Raw genomic sequence first — 22,444 nt, 5'->3', positions numbered from 1 at the left:
GCCATGAACACCCCCACCCCCACGGCCAGCAGGCCGACCGACGCCGACCTGCTGGCCCGCCGCGCCCGCCTGCTGGGCCCGGCCTACCGCACCTTCTACGACACGCCTTTTCACCCGGTGCGCGGTGACGGCGTGTGGCTTTACGACGCCGACAACCGCCCCTTCCTGGACGCCTACAACAACGTCGCCAGCGTGGGCCATTGCCACCCGCAGGTGGTGCAGGCGCTGACGCGCCAAGCCGCCACGCTGAACACCCACACCCGCTACCTGCACGCCGGCGTGCTGGACTACGCCGAGCGCCTGCTGGCACGCCTGCCGCGCGAGCTGGGCCACGCCATGTTCACCTGCACCGGCAGCGAGGCCAACGACCTGGCGCTGCGCATCGCGCGCGCTCACACCGGCGCGTCAGGGCTGATCGTGACCCGCTTCGCCTACCACGGCGTCACCGCGCCGCTGGCCGAGGCCTCGCCCTCGCTGGGCAAAAGCATCCAGATCGGCGCCAGCGTTCGCACCGTGCCAGCGCCCGACCTGCACCCGCAGGAGCCGGCCCGCGTGGGCCGGCAGTTCGCTGATGGCGTGCGCGCCGCCATCGCCGATCTGCAGGCACACGGCCTGCGACCCGCCGCGTTGCTGGTGGACACCGTGTTCTCCAGCGACGGCATCTGCACCGACCCCGCGGGCTTTCTGCAGGAGGCGGTGCAGGCCATCCGAGCCGAGGGCGGGGTCTTCATTGCCGACGAAGTCCAGCCCGGCTTTGGCCGCACCGGCGATGCGCTGTGGGGCTTTGCGCGCCACGGCGTGGTGCCCGACATCGTCACCCTGGGCAAGCCCATGGGCAACGGTCACCCGGTCGCGGGCCTGGCGGTGCGGCCCGAGGTGATGGCCGCTTTTGGCCGCGAGTGCCGCTACTTCAACACCTTCGGTGGCAACCCGGTGTCGATGGCGGTGGCCCATGCGGTGCTCGATGTGATCGAGGGTGAGGGCCTGCAAGCCAACGCCCAGGCGGTGGGCCAGTACCTGCGCCATCAACTGCGGCAACTGGCCCAGCGCCACGCCGTGATCGGCGATGTGCGCGGCGCGGGCCTGTTCATTGGCGTGGACCTGGTCGCCGACCGGGCCCAGCGCACCCCCGACCCGGCCTTGACGGCGCGCGTGGTCAACGGCCTGCGCCAGCGGCAGGTGCTGCTCAGCGCCACGGGGGAGCACGCCAGCGCGCTCAAGATCCGGCCACCGCTGGTGTTCTCGCGCGGCCACGCCGACCAACTGGTCGACGCGCTGGACGCGGTGCTCAGTGAGCTCCCTCCGGGCTGAATGGCGATGTGCAGCCCACCACGGGTGCGGGGCTCAAGGCCGCCAAGGGTCGACCGGGGCACTCGGCGTGCCACCGACTTCGATCGCCTGGCCCGCCAGCAGACACAGGTCCTCGCGGAAGCGGCTGGCCGTGAGCTGCACGCCGACTGGCGTGCGCCCCACCAGGCCCGTGCTCACCGTCAGGCCCGGCAGGCCCATGAACGGCAGGCCAATCTGGGTCATCTGCGCCGCCCAGACCCGGGCGTAGGCTGCCTCGCCCTGCAGGTCGAGGTCGTTGGCAAAGGGCAACTCGGCACTGACCGGCAGCAACAGCACCGGGTAACGCTCAAAGAACAGCTGCCACAGGCGCACCAGGGTGGCGCGCCGCGTCAGGGTCTCGGACAGGCTGGCCGGGGTCAGGCCCTCGGCCACGGCGCGGTAGCCGGCCAGCGCGGTCAGCGCCCCCGGGTCGCCCTCGCGTTCGGCCGCCGCCACCTGGGCCGCGTAGCCCTCGCCCAGCCACAGGCGCATCTGCAGGGTGACGGCCTCGCGCAGCGGCGGCAGGGCGTCGATCTCGTCGACCTGCCAGCCTGCGCTGCGCAGGCGCTCGGCCGCGTCCAGCAAGGCCGCCACCACCTCGGGCTGGGTGGCCAGGCCATCGGGACGCAAGCACAGCGCGGCGCGCAGAGGCTGGGCCGGGCCGTCGAGCGGCGCCGGCACCCACCAGGGGTCGCGCGCGTCGGCAGCGGACATCACCTGCAGCGCCAGGCGCAGGTCGGCCACGCTGCGCGCCAGCGGCCCCGAGGCCGCCATCAACTGCGGGCCAATGCCGCGCTCGGGGGACGATGCGTTGTAGGCCGGGATGCGCCCCAGGCTGGGCCGCAGGCCATGCACACCACAGGCGTAGGCCGGGTAACGCACCGAGCCCGCGATGTCGGTGCCATGGGCGATGTGGCCGATGCCCGCCGCCACCGAGGCCCCGGCGCCCCCCGAGGAGCCCCCCGGCGTCAACCGCGCGTCGCGGGGGTTCAGGGTCTGGCCGTGCAGCAGGTTGCTGGTGAACCAGCGGTAGCTGAAGGCCGGCGTGTTGGTGCGCCCCAGCAGCACGGCGCCGGCGCGTCGCAGGTTCTCGACCACCGGGCTGTCGTGCTCGGCGATCCAGTCCTGCTGGGCGCGCAGGCCGTTGGTGGTGGCAAAGCCTCGCTGGTCCACATTGACCTTGGTGGTCACCGGCACGCCGGCCAGCGGCCCGGGGTCCTCGCCACGGGCCAGGGCAGCGTCCACCGCCCGGGCCTGGGCCCGCACCTCGTCGGGTCGGTGCTCGACCACGGCATGGATCGCCGGGTTGACCTCGGCGAGGCGCTGCAGGGCGGCCTCGGCCGCCTCCAGCGCACTCACTTGCCGCTCACGGATCAGGGCGGCCAGTTCGGTGGCCGTCAAACGCCAGAGTTCAGTCTTCACAGAAAACGCCTTTTCGTGTTCAAGGGGGTCCCCCCCCACCGGGGCAGCGCTGCTGCACCCGCCTTGCTGTGCCCCACGCCCCGCCGGGGCCAGGGTTCATTGTGTTGTGTTCGCACGGCTGACCGTGCCTGGAGCTTGCCATGACCTCGCCCTCTCTTCCACCCCCCAGCACCGACGCCTTGGCGCAAGCCGTCGAGGCCTTGCACGACACCATGGTCCGCCAGCTCAGCGACTTGGTCGCGGCGCCCAGCCCGTCGGGCGCCGAACAGCCCGCCGCCGCGGTGCTGGAGGCCCAGATGCAAGCCCTGGGCCTGGACTGCGAACGCATCCTGCTGGACAGCCGCTTGATCCAGGACTCGCCGCTGTTCTCCTGTCCCTGTGACCCCGACAACGGCCGCTACAACCTGCTGGCCCGCCACCTGCCGCCGGCGGGCACGCCGCGCGGGCGATCGGTGCTCTTCAATGGCCACCTCGATGTGGTGCCCACCGGGCCCGACCGCCTGTGGCACAGCCCGCCGTTTCAGCCCCGGGTCGAAGGGGACTGGCTGTACGGCCGCGGTGCGGGCGACATGAAAGGTGGCCTGATCTGCACCCTGATCGCGCTGCAGGCGCTGCGCTCGCTGGGCCTGCAGCCCGCGGGGGTGGTGGGCTTCAACGCCGTGCTGGACGAAGAGAACACCGGCAACGGCACCCTGTCCACGGTGCACGCCTTGAAGCACACCCTGGCCAAGGCCCGCCTGACCGACTTTGACGCGGTGATCATCCCCGAGCCCTTTGGCGAAACCCTGATGGCGGCCCAGGTGGGGGTCAGCTGGTTATTCGTCACCCTGACCGGACGCCCGGCCCATGTGGCCTACATGGGCAGCGGGCTCAACCCGATCGAGGCCGGCATGGCCCTGGTGGCCGAGTTGAAGGTCATGGAGGCCGAGTGGAACGCCCCCGAGCGCCGCCACCCGGCCTTTGCCGACGTGGCGCACCCGCTGAACTTCAACCTCGGCACCATCGAGGGCGGTGAGTGGAACTCGTCCGTGCCGTGCACCTGCACCCTGGGCCTGCGCTGCAGCTACTTTCCCGGCATCGACGCGGACGCCGCGCTGGCCGAGATCAGCGAGCGCCTGCGCGCCAAGGCGCAGGCGCTGAACCCGGCGCTGCAGATCGAGATCAGTGCGCGCGGCCACCGCTCGCCCGGCTGTGTCTACGACCTGGCACACCCCGCCATGCAAACCCTGGCCCAGGCCCACACCCAGGTCAACGGGCAGGCGCCGACCCGACTGGCCTGCACCGCCACCACCGACGGGCGCCATTTCAGCCTGGGCACCGACCTGCCGGTGACCAACTACGGCCCCATGGCCAGGCACATCCACGGCATTGACGAGTCCGTCTCGCTGAGCAGCATGAAGCGCGTCAGCCAGACCCTGGCGAGGTTCATGGTGGACTGGTGCGGCGTGCTGCCCTGGTCGCCCCCGACCTGAGTCGCCGCCCGTCAATGGGCCCCTGCTTGAAGCCTGCGTCAAAAAAGGTGATAATGGAGAGCTTTTGGCGAAAAGTGCTGCGCAGTGGGTGTGCAGTGGCTCTCGCAAGTATTTACAAGGTAAAGACCATGGCCAAAGAAGGCATCCACCCGAACTACCGCGAAGTCCTGTTCCTGGACCTGTCGAACGGTTTCAAGTTTGTGACCCGTTCCTGCGTGAGCACCAAGGAAACCGGCACCACCGACGACGGCCGCGAACTGCCGCTGTTCAAGCTGGACACCTCCAGCGAATCCCACCCCTTCTACACCGGCACCCAAAAGTCGGTGGACAACATGGGTGGTCGCGTCGAGCGCTTCCGCAACCGCTTCGGCAAGCTGGCCACCCCCAGCAAGTAAGTCAAAGCCGGCGCGTGACGCCGGTTCGACTTCTGCTAAAAAGGCAGCCCGGTCAACGTGCTGCCTTTTTGCATTTCTGGGCCCTGCCCGCGTTTCGTTCCCACCAACCTCTGCGCCCAAGTTGAACTCCACCTCCCCCGCCATCGTTGCCCAGAGCGCCGTGCGCCGCCTGCCCCGGTGGGCCCTGCTGGGCCTGTGCGCAGCCTATGTGATGGCGGGCTTCTGGGGCCGTGGCCCCTGGAAGAACGGCGACATCGCCGCGCTGGGCTACATGCTGGAGCTGGCCGGTGGCCACACCCCCTGGCTGAACCCGCTGCTGGCGGGACTGCCGCCCGAAACCGACGGCCTGCTCGCCTATTGGCTCGGGGCCTGGGCCGTGATGCTGGCGCCCGCTGGCTGGTCGCCCGAGGTGGTGACGCGCCTGCCCTTCATCGGCATGCTGGTGCTGACCCTGGTGGCCACCTGGTACGGCGTGTACTACCTGGCGCGCAGCCCGCGCGCACAGCCGGTGGCCTTTGCCTTTGGCGGCGAGGCGCGCCCCAACGACTACGCGCGCGCGCTGGCCGACGGCGGCCTGCTGGCCTTGATGGCCTGCCTGGGGCTGGCGCGTCTGTCGCACGAAACCACCTCGTACCTGGCCCAGCTGTGCTGCACCAGCCTGGCGTTCTACGCGGTGGCGGCCAGCCCGTACCGGCGCACGGCCCCGATCGTGGCGCTGAGTGCCGGCCTGGGTGGCCTGGCCTTGAGCGGCGGCCCCTCGCTGGCCCTGATTTTTGGTTTTGGGGCCACGGCCCTGTGCTGGGCCCAGACCGACCCGGCCGACAACGAACCCGGTCGGCGCCACAGCCCCAGCCAGGTGGCGGCCGTGGCGGGCGTGGTGACGCTGGCGGTGGTGGCCCTGGTGCTGGCCCTGGGACTGAACCGCTGGCGCCTGGTGTGGCCCGACCTGGCCGAGGCGCGCAGCCTGTTGCGCCTGCTGGTGTGGTTTGCCTGGCCGGCCTGGCCGCTGGCCCTCTGGTCGGTCTGGCGCTGGCGCCACCACCTGCGCAGCCGCCGCTGGCCGCTGCACCTGAGCCTGCCGCTGTGGTTCGTCTCGGTGTCGGTGGTCGCCACCTTCACCACCCTGCCTGCCGACCGGGCCCTGCTGCTGGGCATGCCCGCGCTGGCCACGCTGGCAGCCTTTGCTCTGCCCACGCTGAGCCGCAGCATGGGCGCACTGATCGACTGGTTCACGCTGCTGTTTTTCACCGGTGCGGCGATCATCATCTGGGTCATCTGGCTGGCCATGCAGACCGGCTTCCCGGCCCAGCCGGCCGCCAATGTGGCGCGCCTGGCGCCGGGGTTTCAGCCTGATTTCTCACTCTTTCCGCTGCTGTGCGCACTGGCCGCGACCGCGGCCTGGATTGCGCTGGTGAAATGGCGCGCCGGTCGCCACCGCGCGGCCATCTGGAAGAGCCTGGTGCTGCCCGCGGGCGGCGCGGCACTCGGCTGGATCCTGCTCATGACGCTGTGGCTGCCGCTGCTGGACTACGCCCAGAGCTACGCCACCATGGTGCAGTCGGCGCGCGCCCTGATGGGCACCGCGCAATGTGCCGAGGCCATTGGCCTGACCCAGGCGCAGGCCGCGGCCTTCCAGTACCACGGTGAACTGCGCCTGCAGGCACTGGGGGCCACGCCGCGTTGCGATTGGCTGCTGGTCGGTCGTGAGCCGGCCGAGCCAGGGCAGGCGCAGCCCAGCGCCTTGCAATGGCAGTTTGAAAGCAGCGTCTGGCGCCCTGTCGAGCGGCGCGAAGTGGTCTTGCTGTACCGCCGCATCGGAGATTGAACTTGAGCGAACTGCGCTCGATTGCACGCCACGCGGGCACCGTGTTGGCCGGGCAGTTGGCGGTGATGGCCTATGGCGTCACCGACACCCTGGTCGCGGGCCGCCATTCACCCGAAGCCCTGGCCGCACTGGCCGTGGGCTCGGCCTTCTACATCAGTGTCTACATCGGTCTGATGGGCGTGTTGCAGGCCTTGCTGCCGATCTGGGCCGAACTGCTGGGCGCGGGTCGGCCGCAGGCGCTGGGGGCCTCGGTGCGGCAGTCGCTGTACCTGAGCGCCGTGGCGGCGCTGCTGGGCATGGGCCTGCTGCTGTGGCCCGAGCCGGCGCTGGCCTGGACCCAGGTGCCCGCCGAGTTGCGCCCGGACGTCACGCGCTATCTGGGCCTGCTGGCCTGGGCCTTGCCCCCTGCACTGCTGTTTCGCCTCTACAGCACGCTGAGCCAGGCGCTGCACCAGCCGCGTCTGGTGACCTGGCTGCAACTCGGCGGGCTGGCCATCAAGGTGCCCCTGTCGATGCTGCTGACCTGGGGCGGCGCCGGCTGGCCTGCTCAGGGGGCGGCAGGCTGCGCGCTGGCCACCCTGGTCGTCAACTACAGCCTGCTGGGCCTGGCATGGCTGATGTTGCGCCGCCAGACCGCTTACCAGGCGCTGCAACTGTGGCGCCCGCTGGAGCGACCAGACCCAGCGCAACTCGGGCAATTCCTGCGCCTGGGCCTGCCGGCGGGGCTGTCGGTGATGGTGGAGGTGACGTCCTTCACGCTGATGGCGCTGTTCATCTCGCGCCTGGGCACCACCGCGGCGGCCAGCCACCAGATCGCCGCCAATGTGACGGCCGTGCTCTACATGGTGCCGCTGTCGCTGGCCATTGCCACCAGTGCGCGCACCAGCTACTGGCTGGGCGCCGGTGAGCCGGAGCGCGCCAAACGCTCGGTCCTGACCGGGCTGATGCTGGCCCTGGGCCTGGGTGTGGTGGCGTCAACCGCCCTGTGGCTGGGCCATGAACAACTGCCCCGCGCCTACGCCGAATCACCGGAGGTGGCGCGCCAAGCCGCGCCGCTGCTGTTGTGGGTGGCTTTTTTCCACCTGGCTGACGCCTGGCAGACCCTGTGCGTGTTCGTGCTGCGCTGCTACCGCGTCACGCTGAGCCCCCTGCTGGTTTACAGCGTGCTGCTGTGGGGCGCGGGCCTGGGGGGCGGCTACCTGCTGGCCTACCAGGGCCTGGCGGACCAGCCGGCCTGGGCCAGTGCCACGGCCTTTTGGGCCGCCAGCACACTGGCCCTCTGGCTGGCCGCGCTGCTGCTCACGCCAATGCTTTGGTTCGCGCTTCGGCGGCCGGTGACGCCACCGGCGCCGTGACCGGCAAGGCGCCCGCGGCTCGGCGCAGCCGATTGGCGGGGAAGGTGATCGCAAACCGCGACCCCACGCCCAGCGAGCTTTCGATCAGCAGCTGCGCACCGTGGCGCTGCACCACGTGCTTGACGATGGCCAGGCCCAGGCCGGTGCCACCGGTTTCGCGCGAGCGGCTGCGGTCGACGCGGTAGAAGCGCTCGGTCAGGCGGGGAATGTGCTCGGGCGCGATGCCCGGGCCGGTGTCGCGCACTTCAAACTCGGCGCGTCCATCGGGCAGCACACGCCAAGCCACCTGGATGCTGCCGCCCCCGGGGGTGTAGCGCACCGCGTTGCTGATCAGGTTGGACAGGGCGCTTTGCAGCTCGCTGTGCGAGCCCGCGAGGTCCATGCCCAGGGCATGGCTGACATCGAAATGGATCTGATGGCGGCGCCCGCTGTGCGCGGTCACCACATTCGACAGGGCCAGCGCCTCCTGCTCGCAGTGCTGCAACAGGGCCCCCACAGGCTGCCAGTCGTTGAGGCCCGGGGCCGGGCTGCCCTCCAGGCGCGACAAGGTCAGCAGGTCGTTCACCACCGTCTGCATGCGGCTGCCCTGCTGGGCCATCAGGCTCAGGTAGTGCTGGCGTTCCTGAGGTTCGAGGTTGAGGGTCTGCAAGGTCTCGATGAAGCCGGACAGCACGGTCAGCGGGGTGCGGATCTCGTGCGACACATTGGCCACAAAGTCGCGCCGCATGGCATCGGCCTGGTCCAGCGCCGTGACGTCGCGCGACAGCAGCAGGCGCCGGCCTTCGCCGTAGGCGTGCAGGTGCACCGACAGGCGCACCGGGCGCGACAGGGTGCTGTCGCGGCCCGACATGATGATGTCGTGGCTGTAGTCGCGCGAAGCGTAGTACGCCGCAAACACCGGTTCGCGCAGCAGGTTGCCGATCGACTGCAGCAGGTCGCGCTGCGGGTCAAAGCCAAAGTGCTCGGCCGCGGTCTGGTTGCACCACTCGATGTGGCCCTCGGGGTCCAGCAGCACCACCCCGTTGGGCGAGGCCTGTATGGCGGCCAGAAAGTCCTGCAGGCGCTGCTCGCTGTCCAAGGCTTTCTTGGCCTCCTGGCGCAACAGGCGACGCGCCCGGTCCGACACCTCGCCCCACAGGCCACCGATGTTGGGGGCGGCATTGGCATCGCCCTTGCGCAACCAGCGCCGCACCTGAAGGCCACGCCAGACGTCGAGCAGGAACCACACCCAAGTGCCCACCACCACGGCCATCGAGGCGCCCAGCCATTCGGCCAGCGCCCAGCCCAGGGCGCCCGCCAGCAGCTGGGCCCCTACAAAACTCAAAAACCGGAATGTCATGGGTTGCGCCGCCGCAGCGGTCAGGCAGAAACGGCCGTCTGGGGTTGCCCGGTCAATCGGTAGCCGGCGCCGCGCACGGTCTCCACCATGGTGCCTGCGCCGCCCAGGGCTTCACGCAGGCGCTTGACGTGCACGTCCACCGTGCGCTCTTCGATGAACACATGGTCACCCCAGACGCGGTCCAGCAGCTGCGAGCGGCTGTGCACGCGCTCGGAGTGCTTCATGAGGTAGTGCAGGAGCTTGAACTCGGTCGGCCCCACCTTCAGGGGCTGGCCCTGGAAGGTGACGCGGTAGGTGGCCGCGTCGAGCACCAGCTCGCCAATCGTGACCGCGTCGGACACCTGCTCGGGGGCACGGCGGCGCAGCACGGCACGGATGCGGGCCAACAATTCCTGGGTCGAAAACGGTTTGGTGATGTAGTCGTCGGCACCGGCGTCGAGGCCTTGCACCTTGTCGGACTCGTCCCCACGCGCAGTCAGCATCAAGATCGGCACGCCCTTGGTGCGGGCATCCGAGCGCCACTTGCGCGCCAGCGCCACGCCGCTCTGGCCCGGCAGCATCCAGTCGAGCAGGATGACATCGGGCAACACCGCGTCCAACTCGCGCTGGGCCGAGATGCCGTCCTCCGCCCACACCGGCTGGAAGCCGTTGTGGCGCAGGTTGACCGCGATCAGCTCGGCAATCGCCGGCTCGTCTTCAACAATCAGGATTTGAGGCAGTTTCTTCATCTCGAATCACCGGAGGGCCGACTCCACATCATCGATCGAGGCGTGGCGCACGTCGGTGCCCTTGACCACATAGATGATGAACTCGGCGATGTTCTTGGCGTGATCACCAATGCGCTCGATGGCCTTGGCCAGGAACAGCAGGTCGAGGCTGGCGGAGATCGTGCGCGGGTCTTCCATCATGTAGGTGATGAGCTTGCGCACAAAGCCGTCGAACTCGCGGTCGATCAGGTCGTCCTCCTTGAGGATCGACACGGCGGTCGCGGTGTCCAGGCGGGCAAAGGCGTCCAGCGCCTTGCGCAGCAGGCCCGACGCCAGGTCGGCCGCCATGCGCAGGTCCGACGAGGGCAGTTGACGGGCCGAGCCGCTTTCGATGATGGACTTCACCATGCGGGCGATCTTGCTGGCTTCGTCGCCCACGCGCTCAAGGTTGGCGGTGGTCTTGGAAATGGCCAGCAGCAGGCGCAGGTCACGCGCGGTCGGTTGGCGACGCGCGATGATCGAGGCCAGGTCGCGGTCGATCTCGATCTCCATCGCGTTGACGCGGAGTTCGATCTCGATCACCTGGTCCGCCGCTTCGGGGCTGAACTGCGACAGCGAGTAGATGGCTTGGTGGATCTGGGACTCCACCAGGCCGCCCAACTCCATCACGCGCGAGGAGACGCCGTTCAGATCGGTATCGAACTGCGTGGAAAGGTGTTTGTCAGGCATGGGGGCTCCTCAACCGAAACGGCCGGTGATGTAGTCTTCGGTTTCTTTGCGGGTGGGCTTGAAGAACATCTGTTCGGTTTCGCCAAATTCCACCAGGTCGCCCAGGTACATGTAGGCGGTGTAGTCGCTGCAACGCGCCGCCTGCTGCATGTTGTGGGTCACGATGACCACGGTGTAGTCATCCTTCAGTTCAGCGATCAGCTCTTCGACCTTGGCGGTGGAGATCGGGTCCAGCGCCGAGCAGGGTTCGTCGAGCAACAACACTTCGGGTTTGATGGCGATGCCGCGGGCAATGCACAGGCGTTGCTGCTGGCCACCGGACAGGCCCGAACCGCTCTGGTTGAGCTTGTCCTTGACTTCGGTCCACAGGGCCGCCTTGCGCAGGGCCCATTCGACGCGGTCGTCCATGTCGGCGGCGCTGAGGTTCTCGAACAGCTTCACGCCGAACGCGATGTTGTCGTAGATCGACATCGGGAACGGGGTGGGCTTCTGGAACACCATGCCGACCTTGGCACGGATCAGGGCCACGTCTTGCTTGGAGGTCAGCAGGTTCTCGCCGTCGAGCACGATCTGGCCTTCGGCACGTTGCTCGGGGTAGAGCTCGAACATGCGGTTGAAGGTGCGCAGCAGGGTCGATTTGCCGCAACCCGACGGGCCGATGAAGGCGGTGACCTTCTTCTCGGGGATGTTCAGGTTGATGCCCTTGAGGGCGTGGAACTTGCCGTAGTAGAAGTTCAGATCGCGCACGGCAATCTTGGCCTGGTGATCGGGCACAGTGAAAGTGGTCGTCATGGGAATGGATCCTTGCCTTTACTTCTGGCGGGTCAAAACCCGAGCCAGGATGTTGAGCCCCAGCACGGCCACGGTGATCAGGAACACCCCTGCCCAGGCCAGTTGCTGCCAGTTTTCGTACGGGCTCATTGCAAACTTGAAGATGGTCACCGGCAGGCTGGCCATGGGTTTGGACAGGTCCGAGTTCCAGAATTGGTTGTTCAGCGCGGTGAACAGCAGCGGTGCGGTTTCACCCGAGATGCGGGCCACGGCCAGCAGCACACCGGTGATCACACCCGACTTGGCCGCCCGCAGCGTGATCATCAGGATGACCTTCCACTTGGGCGTGCCCAGGGCGTAGGCGGCTTCACGCAGTGCCGACGGCACCAGCGTCAACATATTCTCGGTGGTGCGGATGACCACCGGGATCACGATCAGCGCCAGCGCGATGATGCCGGCCCAGCCCGAGAAGCTCTTGAAGCGGGCCACCACGATGGCGTACACGAACAGGCCGATCACGATGCTGGGGGCGGACAACAGGATGTCGTTGACAAAGCGGGTGACCGAGGCCAACCAGCCCTTGGTGTCGTATTCCGCGAGGTAGACACCGGCCATGATGCCAATCGGCGTGCCAACGAAGGTGGCCATCAAGACCATCACGAAAGAACCGAAGATGGCATTCGAGATGCCGCCAACCTCGTTCGGGGGTGGGGTCATCTGGGTGAACAGGGCCACGCTCAGACCGCCAAAGCCCAGGCGGATGGTTTCCCACAGGATCCACACCAGCCAGAACACGCCGAAGGCCATGGCAGCCAACGACAAGGTCAGGGCAATGGTGTTGACACGCTTGCGGCTGGCATAGCGGCCCTGGCGCGTCTGCGCCAGGTCGGCCGCGGCCAACAATTGAGCCGAGGTGCTCATGAACGGGCTCCTTCGCTCTTCTTGAGCTGCAGCAGCAGGACCTTGGAAAGGGCCAGCACGACAAAGGTGATGAAGAACAGCACCAGGCCGAGGTAGATCAGGGACGCTTGGTGCAGGCCTTCGCCGGCTTCGGCGAATTCGTTGGCCAGCGCCGAGGTGATGCTGTTGGCGGCCTCGAACACGCTCAGGGAGTTGAGCTGGTTCATGTTGCCGATCACGAAGGTCACCGCCATGGTTTCACCCAGGGCACGGCCCAGGCCCAGCATGATGCCGCCGAGCACACCGGTCTTGGTGTAAGGCAGCACCACCTTCCACACCACTTCCCAGGTCGTCGAACCCAGGCCGTAGGCGGATTCCTTGAGCAGGGCCGGTGTGACCTCGAACACATCGCGCATCACCGAGGCAATGAACGGGATGATCATGATCGCCAGGATGATGCCGGCCGACAGAATGCCGATGCCCACCGGGGGGCCCGACACCAGACCGCCGAGCACCGGCACGCCCTTGAGCAGGGCCTGCAGCGGCTGCTGCACGTAGGTGGCCAGGATGGGGCCGAACACCATCAGGCCCCACATGCCGTACACAATGGAAGGCACTGCGGCCAGCAGTTCAATGGCCGTGCCGAGCGGGCGCTTGAGCCAGTTGGGCGACAGTTCAGTGAGGAACAGCGCGATGCCAAAACTGACGGGCACCGCGATGGCCAACGCAATGAACGAGGTGGCCAGGGTGCCGTAAATCATCACCAGGCCACCGAAGTCGCCTTGAACCGGGTCCCAGACGCTGCGCGTCAGGAAAGAGAGGCCGTATTTTTCGATGGCAGGCCAGGCGCCAAACACGAGGGAGGCCAGGATGCCCAGCAGCAAGCCGAGGGTCAGCAGCGCGGCGCCCTTGGCCAGCCAGCCAAACAGCCGGTCGGCCACGGCACCCGACAGCAGGGGGCGGGGGGTAGGAGGTGTGGTCATATTTTGAACACGCCCCGCCAATGGGGGCGAGGCGTGATTGACCGGCAGTGTAGTGGACACGTTGCAGTCCTGAAAGCGGGTCGAGTGAGTACCGACTTACTTGTAAGCCACCGGCTTGTCGGTCGCGGCGTCGCGGATTTCGGCCCACGACTTCAGGATCACTTCCTTCACGCTGTCAGGCATGGGCACGTAGTCCAGGTCGGTGGCAGTCTTGTCGCCGCTCTTGTAGGCCCAGTCGAAGAACTTCAGGGCGGTGGTGGCTTGGGCCGGCTTGTCCTGCTTCTTTTGCATCAGGATGAAGGTGGCACCGGTGATCGGCCAGGCTTCCTTGCCAGCTTGGTTGGTCAGGATCTGGTAGAAGCTCTTGCTCCAGGTGGCGCCGGCAGCGGCGGCCTTGAAGGTCAGGTCGTCCGGAGCGACATAGGCGCCCGAAGCGTTTTGCAGCTGCACGTAGTTCAGCTTGTTTTGCTTCACGTAAGCGTACTCAACGTAGCCGATCGAGTCAGGCAGGCGGCCCAGGAAAGCGGCCACGCCTTCGTTGCCCTTGCCACCGGCACCGGTGGGCCAGTTCACAGCCGTGCCTTCGCCAACCTTGCTCTTCCACTCGGGGCTGACCTTGCTCAGGTAGTTGGTGAAGATGAAGCTGGTGCCCGAACCGTCGGCGCGGCGCACCACGGCGATCGGGCTGTCCGGCAGCGCCAGGCCCGGGTTCAAGCCCTTGATGGCGGGGTCGCTCCACTGGGTGATCTTGCCCAGGTAGATGTCGGCCAACACGGGGCCGGTCAGCTTCATTTGGCCGGGGGTGATGCCCTTGATGTTGATCACCGGCACCACGCCGCCGATCACGGTGGGGAACTGCACCAGGCCCTTGGCCTTCAGGTCGTCGTCGGTCAGCGGGGCGTCCGAGGCACCGAAATCGACCGTTTTGGCTTCGATTTGACGGATGCCAGCGCCCGAACCCACGGATTGGTAGTTGATCTTGACGCCGGTGGCCTTGTTGTAATCAGCGGCCCACTTGGAATACAGAGGCGCCGGAAAGCTGGCACCGGCACCGGTGGCTTCTTGCTGGGCCATGGCAGCGGGAGAGGACAGAGCAGCAACTGCACCGGCGATGGCCAAACGAATCATCCACGAAGTCATACAAAGTCACCTTGGAGGTTGGAAGGGATGCCCGGACTGTAAAAGCCCAATGTGACGATTGCGTGACATCCTCAAAACCCCTGAGAAACCCTGGATTTCTTGTCACAAATGGCACAAAAACGTCATTTGACTGTCACACAGGCCGCCTAAAGTGCCTTGACTGTCAAATATTCCGGCATCGTGCGGCTCTGCAATTCGATACAACAGAGACAATGAAGGGGCCGCAGCCGTGCTGCGGCGCTGTGCCCCCTGTGAGTTCCGAGCTTCCCTCAGGTCCCCGGCCACCCCGCGGGGCCTGTGCCCAGCGGAGCTCATAGAAGCAGTCACTTCCTCTTTTTCACCTGCCTGCCGCCGCCATGACTGCCCTGCTCAGCCCCCGCCCTCCGGCCTCTGTGGCGCCGACGGCGGCGCCAGCACGCCTTCACGCACTGCCCGAACACGCCGCCACCCCCATGCAAAACGGATCACTCATTGCCGCTGTCGACCTGGGGTCGAACAGCTTTCGACTGGAGATCGGGCGCCTGCTGCACGGTCAGATTCAACGCAGCGAGTACCTCAAGGAAACCGTGCGCCAGGGCAGCGGTCTCGACGAAGACCGCCGCCTGACCCCCGAAGCCATGCAGCGCGGCTGGGATTGCCTGGCCCGCTTTGCCGAACGCCTGGCGGGTTTCAACCCGACCCAGGTGCGGGCCGTGGCCACCCAGACCCTGCGCGAAGCGCGCAACCGTGACGAATTCCTGAACCGCGCCAATGCCATCCTGGGCTTTCCGATTGATGTGATCTCGGGCCCTGAAGAGGCCCGCCTGATTTACCAGGGCGTGGCGCGCCTGCTGCCACAGTCGGACGAGCGACGCTTGGTGGTGGACATCGGGGGCCGATCCACCGAACTGATCCTGGGCCAGCAGTACCACGCCCACGTGGTGGCCTCCTACCGCGTGGGCAGCGTGGCCTGGTCCATGAAATACTTTCCGCAAGGGCTGTTCACCCAGCAGGCCTTCATGACCGCCGAGATCGCCGCCAAGGCCGTGCTGGACGAAGCCCTCGACAGTTACCGCCGCGACAGCTGGGACGTGGCCTACGGGTCTTCGGGCACCGTGGGTGCGGTGGCCGACGTGCTGGCCGCTGCGGGAGAACCCAGCGGCCGCATCAGCCGCAGCGCCCTGGCCTGGCTGCAGGAGCGCCTGCTGCGCGCCCAAAGCGCTGACCGGGTGCGCATGGAAGGGCTCAAAGACGAGCGCCGCGCCGTGATCGGCGGCGGGGTGAGCGTGCTGACCGCCATTTTTGACCTGCTGGGCATCGATGAAATGCAGGTCGCCCAGGGCGCCCTGCGCCAGGGCGTGCTGTACGACCTGCTGGACCGCGAACAGGCCCACACCGACCTGCGCGCCAGCACCGTGATCGCCTTGAGCGAGCGCTTTCAGGTCGACGCCCAACAGGCCGAGCGCGTGCACCAGGCCGCCCTGGCGCTGTACCAACAGATCGAAGACCCGGTCGAAGAGCGCGCAGAGCGCAAGCTGGGTTGGGCCGCGCAGTTGCACGAGATCGGGCAGCAAATTGCCCACAGCGACTACCACCGCCATGGCGCCTACATCCTCGACAACACCGATGCCCCGGGCTTCTCGCTGCACGAACTGCACCGCCTGGGCCTGCTGATCCTGGGCCACCGGGGCAAGGTGCGCAAGCTCGAAGCCGACCTGGACGACGAAGATTTCGTGCGCCAACTGCTCTGCCTGCGCCTGGCCGTGGCCCTGTGCCATGCCCGCCGCAGCCCGGACTTGAGTTCGCTGCGGTTGCAGCAAGACGGCTACCAGTTCAGCCTCAGCGCCAGCGCGGCCTGGTGCCAGCAGTATCCGCAATCGGCCCACCTGATGCGCGAAGAAACCCTGGCCTGGCAGAAGACACCCTGGTCGCTGGCGTTCCAAGCCCACTGAACCAAGGCGGCGCGGCACCTGCGCCGCAGCCCTCCCTCAACTCCCCCCCCTCCGTCGGGCGCGGTGCCGCACCGCCCTGCCCGTCTGAGCGGCTCGCCGTGCTGGGCCGACCCGGCCCCGCAGGCAAACGCCCGCCCCCCTGAGGCGGCGCCACCCCTTGCGCGGAGGCTCGCTGCACCCCGCCAGACACCCACAACAAGCGCCCGCCTACCCCCGATGGCCAGGCGCGTGACCCTGCGCGAACCGAATCTGCAAATTGGACAAACGGTATATACTGTTTATACCGTTTCAACCTTTCAGCCGATCCGCATGAACAACAGCATGGTCTCCAAAGACAGCGCCTCCAGCCCCACCAAACACAACACCGCCACCCCAGCCACGGTCGTGGTGAACCCCGCCCCCGAGCCCAGCCCCGCCACCTCGGCCCCGAAGGCTGCGGCCGCCGCCCCGGCCACCGCCAAGGCGGCACCGGCCCCTGCTGCAGACGCCAAAACCACCAAGGCCGCCACGGCACCGGCGCCCACCCAAGCCGCCGCCAAGCCCAAAGCCCGCCCCGCGCCCGCAGCCCCTGCCGCCGTGAAAACCAAGACCAAGGCGGCAGTGAAGGCCGCCCCTGCGAAAGCCAGCAGCAGCCAGAAGGCCACCAGCACCGCGGTGAGCGCCCCTGCAGCCCCGGCCCCGGCCCCGGCCCCGGCCACCAGCAGCAAGGCCAAGGCCCCCGCCAAAGCTGCCCCCCCCGTGGCAGCAGCCGCGCCCAAGGCCAGCGCCGACAAGAAAGCCAAGCCCGCCAAGGCCAGCAAGCCGGCCAAAGCCAAGAAGGCCGCTGAAGCTGAAGTCAAGCCCAAGAAGGCCAAGCTGGTGCGTGACAGCTTCACCATCCCCAAGGACGAGTTCGATGTGCTCACCAACCTCAAGCAGAGCGCCCAGAAGCTGGGGCACTCGGCCAAGAAGAGCGAAATCCTGCGCGCCGGCATCCGCCTGCTGGCCAGCCTGAACAGCAGCGCGCTGCTCAAGGCCCTGGAAGCGGTGCCATCGATCAAGACCGGTCGCCCCAAGCAAGACAGCAGCGCTGCCGCCCCCAAGGCCAGCGCCCGCAAGAGCAAGGCCTGACACGCCCCACCGGAACACCGAGCCACGCCGCCAGTGCAGAACTCGGTTGAGCCGCCCCCGGATGGGCAACGACCGTCCAAGCTCAGTTGTCAGCTGGTAGCTGGTGGTTGGTGATTGGTCGTTGGTGACTGTTCATTGGCCGCTGGCCATGGCCTGACCAGTCACCACCGGCACGTGCCACGGTCAGTCGGCCGGGACAGCAATCCAACAAGGCCACCTCCTCGGTACCCAGCCCTGCCGCCCCAGTGACCCGTCCTGACGGCCGGGGCCGCAGCAGGGCCTGGACCTCAAAGCAGGTCGGGGGTTTGCACCGTGACCACCACCGTCTGGGGCACGCCCAGGCGCTCGCGGTAACGCAACCACCACACAGCGCCCTTGCGCACGGCGCATTCAGGTTCAGAGAGGCCCAACAGCTGGCTGATGGTCTGGCCCAGCATGGGTTGGTGACCGATCACCAACACGGCCCCCCGCTGCCGCGGCCACTGGGCCAGGCTCAACAGGTCGTCAGGGGTGCCCCCAGGCAGCAACTCGGCGCGCAGCTTGTACTTGCGGCCCAGCGCGATGGCGGTCTGTTCGGTTCGGCGGGCCGGGCTGCACAGCACACGCAGCCCCTCGGGCAGTTGCCGGTCCAACCACCCCGCCATGCGCATGGCCTGCTTTTCACCCTTGGGGGTCAAGCCGCGGGCCAGGTCCTCGAGGGCCTCCTCACCTTCAACGGCTTCGGCGTGTCGCCACAAAATCAGATCCATGGGCCCTCCCTGGCCGGTCAGTTTTTCTTGCTTCGGGTCTCGCTGCTGTAACGGTCCATCAAGGCCTGCTGCACCCCATGCGCTTGCGCGCCCTGCCGGGGTACCCGTGCGTAACTGCCCTGCGGCGACAAGGCCCAGGCATCCCGGTCGTCGTGCAGGTAGCCCACCAGACACTCGTCGATGATGCGCTGACGCAGCTCCGGGTCGGTCACGGGCCAAGCCACCTCGACCCGGCGCAGCATGTTGCGGTTCATCCAGTCGGCACTGGACAGGTAGAGGTGCTCCTGCTGCCCCGCGCGGTAATAAAAGACCCGTGAGTGCTCGAGGAAACGCCCGATGATGGAGCGCACCCGGATGTTGTCGGTCTGCCCCGGCACCCCGGCCGGCAGCATGCACGCGCCCCGGATGATGAGGTCGATGTGCGCGCCACGCTGGCCAGCGCGGATCAGCGCCCGGATCAGCGGCTCATCGGTCAACGCATTCATCTTGGCGACAATCCGGCCGCCTTCGCCGCGCTGGGCCGCCAACCCCACCTCCTCGATGGCATCGAGGGTGCGTTGGTGCAGGTGGAAAGGTGCCATCCACAGGTGCTTGAGGCGCGGCAGGCGGTTCTGACTGGCCAGGTGCGAGAACACGGCATCCATCTCCGCGGTCAGCTCGGGCTGGGCGGTCAGGTAGCTCAGGTCGGTGTAGAGCCGGGCGGTGCGGGGGTTGTAGTTGCCGGTGGACAAGTGACCGTAGCGGCGCAACTGGCGCCCTTCGCGGCGGGTCACCAGCAGCATCTTGGCGTGGGTCTTGAGGCCCACCACACCGTACACCACCTGCGCGCCGATCGACTCCAGGGCCTCGGCCCAGTTGATGTTGGCCTCTTCGTCAAAGCGGGCCTTGAGCTCCACCACCGCGGTCACTTCCTTGCCGCGGCGCACGCCCTCGCGCAGCAGCTCCATGAGCTCGGAATCTGCGCCCGTGCGGTAGATGGTCTGCTTGATCGCCAGCACCTGAGGGTCGTTGACGGCTTCGCGCAGAAAGCCCAACACGCCATCAAAGCTCTCGAAAGGCTGGTGGATCAGCACATCGCGCTGCGCCACCTGCTGGAAGATCGAGGTGCCCTGCTGCAACTGGCGCGGCAAGGCCGCTTTCCAGGGCCGGAACAGCAGCGCCGGGTCCGCCACCAGATCCACCAGCTGGGTCAGACGCACCAGGTTGACGGGCCCATGCACACGGTACAGCCCCCCGGGCGGCAGGTTGAACTGCGACAGCAAAAAGTCGGACAGGAAACCCGAGCATCCGGCCGACACCTCCAGGCGCACGGCCTGCCCATAGTTGCGGTGCTCCAGGCCCTGACGCAGCGCCGCGCGCAGGTCGCGCACGTCCTCTTCGTCAAAGGCCAGGTCAGAGTGGCGGGTGACGCGGAACTGCGAGAACTCGGTGACCTGGCGACCCGGGAACAGATCGCTCAAATGGGCACGGATGACGCTGGACAGGCTGACAAAATTGGCCCCCTTGCCCGACACCTTGCCCGGCATGCGGATGATGCGCGGCAACACCCGCGGCACCTTGACGATGGCCACCTCGTTGTCACGCCCAAAAGCGTCGTGGCCCTGCAGGCGCACGATGAAGTTGAGCGACTTGTTGGCCACCTGCGGGAACGGGTGGGCCGGGTCCAGCCCGACCGGCACCAGCAGAGGCTGAACCTCGCGCTGAAAGTAGTCCGCCACCCAGCGCCGCTGCGCCGCATTGCGTTCGCCGTGCGACAGGATGCGGATGCCCCGGCGCTCGAAGGCCGGCATCAACTGGTCGTTGTAGAGCGCGTACTGCTGCTCGACCAGGTGGTGCGCCCGGTCGGCCAACGCCTCAAAGGAGTTGTGGCTGTAGGTGCCCTTGGGGTCACGCAGTTGCAGGGCGATCAGGTGAGGAGCGGCACGGACCTCGAAGAACTCGTCGAGGTTGGAGGACACGATGCACAGGAAGCGCAAGCGCTCCAGCAGCGGCACGTCATCGCGACGCGCCCAATCGAGCACCCGGTCATTGAAGGCCAGGATGCTGTGGTCCCGGTCCAGCAGACTGACATGGGCCTCAGCGGCCTCAGACGGGGGTTCGGACTTGGAAGGGGAATGGGGAATCAGCAAACCAGAACCTCTGACAGGGATCACCACCGGCACGGCACAGAGCGAACGCCACGCACCCGCACCGACGGCAGCAACGCACAGCGTCGCTTTGTTAGCGCCACATTATTAGCCTCAATGATGAAAATTTGATGACAGAAATATGTCAGTTCAAAATGTGTGTCACATCTTCACAAAGTATCAAATTGAGCCACTGACCGCCACCGCGCTGACCGCATGGCGGCGGGCCTGAGCGGCGTCGGGGCTCCAGTGCACCAGCTCCAGCCGACCATCGAGGTGCTCGACCAAAGCCGTGTGACTTTCGACCCAATCGCCGTCATTGCAATACAACGTGCCGTCAATGACACGCATCTCCGCGCGGTGGATGTGACCACAGACCACCCCCTGCAGGCCGCGGCGGCGCGCCTCGGTGGCCACCGCCACCTCAAAATCCATCACGTAGTTCAAGGCGGTCTTGACCTTGCCTTTGAGGTAGGCCGACAGGGACCAGTACGGCAACCCGAGGCGGCCGCGCCAGTGGTTGAGGTGCCGGTTCAAACGCAGCAACCACTCATACAGGTTGTCACCCAGGTAGGCGAGCCACTTGGCGCACTGGATCACGCCGTCGAAATGGTCACCGTGGATGACCCAGAGCTTGCGCCCATCGGCGGTGGTGTGGATGGCCTGCTCGAGCACCTCGATGCCCCCAAACGAATGCCCCACAAAGCCGCGTGCAAACTCGTCGTGGTTGCCCGGGATGAAGATGATGCGACAGCCCTTGCGGGCACGGCGCAGCAGTTTTTGCACCACGTCGTTGTGCGCCTGGGGCCAGTACCAGCGGCGCCGCAGTTGCCAGCCGTCGATGATGTCGCCCACTAGGTAAAGGGTCTGGCTGGGGTGGTGTTTGAGAAAGTCCAGCAAGGCCTCGGCCTGGCAGCCCGGGGTGCCCAGGTGCAGGTCCGAAATGAAGACCGCGCGGAACGGCGGCGGCGCCCCCTCGGACTCGCTGTCTGCTCCGTCTGCCCCATCGGGCAGGCGCCCTTCGGTCGCCCAGTCCGCCAGCGCCTCGAAGTTCAAGCGCATCAGGCACCCAGGAAATGCTTGCGGTAGCGGGCCGGCAGGTCAGCGATGCGCATCAGCATCGGCAGGTCAGCCGTGTTGAAGTCCGGGTCCCAGGCCGGGGCCCCCAGCACGCGGGCGCCCAGGCGCAGGTAGCCCTTGATCAGGGCCGGCGGCTCGACGGTCAAACCGGCATCGAGTTGCTCGACCGGCAGCGGCAGGCGCGGCAGCACATGGTATTCAATCGGCGCCAGGTGGCTGCTGCTGAGTTGACGCCAGATGCTGGCGGCCGCGTCGCCACTGACCACGCCGTTGTGCAGCATCGGGATGCTGGCACAGCCGATCATGGTGTCAAGCTGGTTGCGCACCATGAACTCGGCCAGCGCGCCCCACAGCGCCAGGATCACGCCGCCCTGGCGGTGCTCCGGGTGCACGCAACTGCGGCCCAGTTCGACCATGCGCGAACGCAGGCCGCGCAGGCGGGTCAGGTCAAATTCCATGTCGCTGTAGGTGCTGCCGATGCGCTTGGCCTGCACCGGCGTCAGCACCCGGTAGGTGCCCACCACCTGGCGGGTGCTGGCGTCGCGCACCAGCAGGTGTTCGCAGTAGTCATCGAACAGGTCGATGTCATGGCCGGGCACCGGGGTGGCCAGGCGGGCCCCCATTTCGCCGGCGAAGATGTCAAACCTCAGTCGTTGGGCTTCCCGAACTTCGTCCAGGTGTCGGGCCCACGAAACTTCAATGCCCCCGCGCCCAGGCGCCACATCCGGCGCGCCGTGCGCGCGGTCAGCCAGGTGGTCGCTTGGATGAAGTGACCCCCGAGGTAAGGCCATCGGGGACAGAGGAAACGTGGGGTTGGGCAATTCTTTCATGGCGATCTCCAGATCAACAGACAGCGTTCCACAGGACCCCTGTCCTGCACGCCGCCGAACGGGCCCATGGACATCCAGCGGGCCCCCTTGGCCCGCCTGCCTTGCCACGCTGGCAGGGCGGGACAAGGCCTGCACTGAGCGTGAGTCTCGCGAGCGCCAGTGACTGCGCCATGTCACAGAGAAGGCGGTTTGATGACAGCGTGCGCCCGGCGCGAGACCCTGAATCGGGCCAGGATTGGGCCGAAACAGGC

The 22,444-nt window shown here is 67.3% G+C and carries 19 protein-coding genes; 7 read left to right on the top strand and 12 right to left on the bottom strand.

All coding sequences use genetic code 11. The annotated features are described in order from the left end of the window. Window positions 1–3: 3 nt before the first annotated feature. Window positions 4–1,311: an aspartate aminotransferase family protein gene (locus PSQ40_RS04390; protein ID WP_273949083.1), complete on the top strand. Its 1,308-nt coding sequence runs from the start codon at window positions 4–6 to the stop codon at window positions 1,309–1,311. 33 nt (window positions 1,312–1,344) lie between these two features. On the opposite strand, the gene PSQ40_RS04385 is transcribed toward PSQ40_RS04390, so the two are convergent. Then, window positions 1,345–2,751, bottom strand: coding sequence for an amidase family protein (locus PSQ40_RS04385; protein ID WP_273949082.1), 1,407 nt, complete (start codon window positions 2,749–2,751; stop codon window positions 1,345–1,347). A 140-nt stretch (window positions 2,752–2,891) separates the two neighbouring features. Between PSQ40_RS04385 and PSQ40_RS04380 the strand changes: the two genes are divergently transcribed. The 4 genes from PSQ40_RS04380 to PSQ40_RS04365 all read left to right on the top strand — a co-directional run bounded on the left by PSQ40_RS04380 (window position 2,892) and on the right by PSQ40_RS04365 (window position 7,798). Then, window positions 2,892–4,223 (top strand): ArgE/DapE family deacylase, encoded by a 1,332-nt coding sequence (locus PSQ40_RS04380; RefSeq protein WP_273949080.1) that lies wholly within the window; start codon window positions 2,892–2,894, stop codon window positions 4,221–4,223. A 128-nt stretch (window positions 4,224–4,351) separates the two neighbouring features. Beyond that, window positions 4,352–4,618: a type B 50S ribosomal protein L31 gene (locus PSQ40_RS04375; RefSeq protein ID WP_273949079.1), complete on the top strand. Its 267-nt coding sequence runs from the start codon at window positions 4,352–4,354 to the stop codon at window positions 4,616–4,618. A 121-nt stretch (window positions 4,619–4,739) separates the two neighbouring features. Further along, a complete protein-coding gene (locus PSQ40_RS04370) occupies window positions 4,740–6,443 on the top strand; it encodes a hypothetical protein (RefSeq protein WP_273949078.1) in 1,704 nt (567 codons plus the stop codon). A gap of 2 nt (window positions 6,444–6,445) precedes the next feature. Beyond that, entirely contained in the window at window positions 6,446–7,798 is a 1,353-nt protein-coding gene (locus tag PSQ40_RS04365) for an MATE family efflux transporter (RefSeq protein WP_273949076.1), read from the top strand. Here PSQ40_RS04365 and phoR read toward each other — a convergent pair. The 7 genes from phoR to pstS form a co-directional block, all read right to left on the bottom strand. After that, window positions 7,743–9,137, bottom strand: a complete 1,395-nt coding sequence (gene phoR, locus PSQ40_RS04360) for a phosphate regulon sensor histidine kinase PhoR (protein WP_273949074.1) — start codon at window positions 9,135–9,137, stop codon at window positions 7,743–7,745. The two genes, PSQ40_RS04365 and phoR, sit on opposite strands and share 56 nt — an antisense overlap. A gap of 20 nt (window positions 9,138–9,157) precedes the next feature. Further along, window positions 9,158–9,865: a phosphate regulon transcriptional regulator PhoB gene (gene phoB / locus PSQ40_RS04355; protein WP_273949073.1), complete on the bottom strand. Its 708-nt coding sequence runs from the start codon at window positions 9,863–9,865 to the stop codon at window positions 9,158–9,160. Window positions 9,866–9,871: 6 nt separating this feature from the next. Then, window positions 9,872–10,573, bottom strand: coding sequence for a phosphate signaling complex protein PhoU (phoU, locus tag PSQ40_RS04350; RefSeq protein ID WP_273949072.1), 702 nt, complete (start codon window positions 10,571–10,573; stop codon window positions 9,872–9,874). 9 nt (window positions 10,574–10,582) lie between these two features. Then, on the bottom strand, window positions 10,583–11,365 hold the full coding sequence (gene pstB, locus PSQ40_RS04345; RefSeq protein ID WP_273925785.1) for a phosphate ABC transporter ATP-binding protein PstB: 783 nt from the start codon (window positions 11,363–11,365) through the stop codon (window positions 10,583–10,585). Window positions 11,366–11,383: 18 nt separating this feature from the next. After that, window positions 11,384–12,265, bottom strand: a complete 882-nt coding sequence (gene pstA, locus PSQ40_RS04340; protein ID WP_273949070.1) for a phosphate ABC transporter permease PstA — start codon at window positions 12,263–12,265, stop codon at window positions 11,384–11,386. Continuing rightward, window positions 12,262–13,227: a phosphate ABC transporter permease subunit PstC gene (pstC, locus tag PSQ40_RS04335; RefSeq protein ID WP_273949069.1), complete on the bottom strand. Its 966-nt coding sequence runs from the start codon at window positions 13,225–13,227 to the stop codon at window positions 12,262–12,264. Before pstC ends, pstA begins: the two co-directional genes overlap by 4 nt. Before the next feature lie 96 nt (window positions 13,228–13,323). Continuing rightward, complete coding sequence (gene pstS, locus PSQ40_RS04330) at window positions 13,324–14,355, bottom strand: phosphate ABC transporter substrate-binding protein PstS (RefSeq protein WP_409338556.1); 1,032 nt, start codon at window positions 14,353–14,355, stop codon at window positions 13,324–13,326. A gap of 464 nt (window positions 14,356–14,819) precedes the next feature. Here pstS and ppx point away from each other — a divergent pair, with 464 nt between their 5' ends. Both ppx and PSQ40_RS04320 read left to right on the top strand, forming a co-directional pair. Continuing rightward, window positions 14,820–16,298, top strand: coding sequence for an exopolyphosphatase (ppx, locus tag PSQ40_RS04325; RefSeq protein WP_273949066.1), 1,479 nt, complete (start codon window positions 14,820–14,822; stop codon window positions 16,296–16,298). Window positions 16,299–16,607: 309 nt separating this feature from the next. Further along, complete coding sequence (locus tag PSQ40_RS04320; protein WP_273949065.1) at window positions 16,608–17,408, top strand: hypothetical protein; 801 nt, start codon at window positions 16,608–16,610, stop codon at window positions 17,406–17,408. Window positions 17,409–17,695: 287 nt separating this feature from the next. On the opposite strand, the gene PSQ40_RS04315 is transcribed toward PSQ40_RS04320, so the two are convergent. From PSQ40_RS04315 to PSQ40_RS04300, 4 genes are all read right to left on the bottom strand, one after another. After that, window positions 17,696–18,157, bottom strand: a complete 462-nt coding sequence (locus PSQ40_RS04315; RefSeq protein ID WP_273949064.1) for a SixA phosphatase family protein — start codon at window positions 18,155–18,157, stop codon at window positions 17,696–17,698. Window positions 18,158–18,174: 17 nt separating this feature from the next. Further along, a complete protein-coding gene (gene ppk1, locus PSQ40_RS04310; RefSeq protein ID WP_273949912.1) occupies window positions 18,175–20,280 on the bottom strand; it encodes a polyphosphate kinase 1 in 2,106 nt (701 codons plus the stop codon). A gap of 183 nt (window positions 20,281–20,463) precedes the next feature. Further along, on the bottom strand, window positions 20,464–21,345 hold the full coding sequence (locus PSQ40_RS04305) for a UDP-2,3-diacylglucosamine diphosphatase (RefSeq protein WP_273949063.1): 882 nt from the start codon (window positions 21,343–21,345) through the stop codon (window positions 20,464–20,466). Further along, window positions 21,345–22,193 (bottom strand): GNAT family N-acetyltransferase, encoded by an 849-nt coding sequence (locus tag PSQ40_RS04300; protein ID WP_273949062.1) that lies wholly within the window; start codon window positions 22,191–22,193, stop codon window positions 21,345–21,347. Before PSQ40_RS04300 ends, PSQ40_RS04305 begins: the two co-directional genes overlap by 1 nt. Window positions 22,194–22,444: the final 251 nt, after the last annotated feature.

The organism is Curvibacter cyanobacteriorum (assembly GCF_028649475.1).
Classification (GTDB): domain Bacteria; phylum Pseudomonadota; class Gammaproteobacteria; order Burkholderiales; family Burkholderiaceae_C; genus Curvibacter; species Curvibacter cyanobacteriorum.
The sequence above is the reverse complement of the archived record's forward strand: the minus strand, read 5'-3'. Positions and strand labels throughout refer to the sequence as shown.

Coding starts and splice junctions, on each gene's coding strand:
- phoU (WP_273949072.1), bottom strand. CDS start 10,573: ATGCCTGACAAACACCTTTCCACGCAGTTCGATACCGATCTGAACGGC.
- phoB (WP_273949073.1), bottom strand. CDS start 9,865: ATGAAGAAACTGCCTCAAATCCTGATTGTTGAAGACGAGCCGGCGATT.
- PSQ40_RS04390 (WP_273949083.1), top strand. CDS start 4: ATGAACACCCCCACCCCCACGGCCAGCAGGCCGACCGACGCCGACCTG.
- pstS (WP_409338556.1), bottom strand. CDS start 14,355: ATGATTCGTTTGGCCATCGCCGGTGCAGTTGCTGCTCTGTCCTCTCCC.
- PSQ40_RS04375 (WP_273949079.1), top strand. CDS start 4,352: ATGGCCAAAGAAGGCATCCACCCGAACTACCGCGAAGTCCTGTTCCTG.
- PSQ40_RS04380 (WP_273949080.1), top strand. CDS start 2,892: ATGACCTCGCCCTCTCTTCCACCCCCCAGCACCGACGCCTTGGCGCAA.
- ppx (WP_273949066.1), top strand. CDS start 14,820: ATGCAAAACGGATCACTCATTGCCGCTGTCGACCTGGGGTCGAACAGC.
- phoR (WP_273949074.1), bottom strand. CDS start 9,137: ATGACATTCCGGTTTTTGAGTTTTGTAGGGGCCCAGCTGCTGGCGGGC.
- PSQ40_RS04320 (WP_273949065.1), top strand. CDS start 16,608: ATGAACAACAGCATGGTCTCCAAAGACAGCGCCTCCAGCCCCACCAAA.
- PSQ40_RS04305 (WP_273949063.1), bottom strand. CDS start 21,345: ATGCGCTTGAACTTCGAGGCGCTGGCGGACTGGGCGACCGAAGGGCGC.
- pstB (WP_273925785.1), bottom strand. CDS start 11,365: ATGACGACCACTTTCACTGTGCCCGATCACCAGGCCAAGATTGCCGTG.
- PSQ40_RS04315 (WP_273949064.1), bottom strand. CDS start 18,157: ATGGATCTGATTTTGTGGCGACACGCCGAAGCCGTTGAAGGTGAGGAG.
- PSQ40_RS04300 (WP_273949062.1), bottom strand. CDS start 22,193: ATGAAAGAATTGCCCAACCCCACGTTTCCTCTGTCCCCGATGGCCTTA.
- pstA (WP_273949070.1), bottom strand. CDS start 12,265: ATGAGCACCTCGGCTCAATTGTTGGCCGCGGCCGACCTGGCGCAGACG.
- pstC (WP_273949069.1), bottom strand. CDS start 13,227: ATGACCACACCTCCTACCCCCCGCCCCCTGCTGTCGGGTGCCGTGGCC.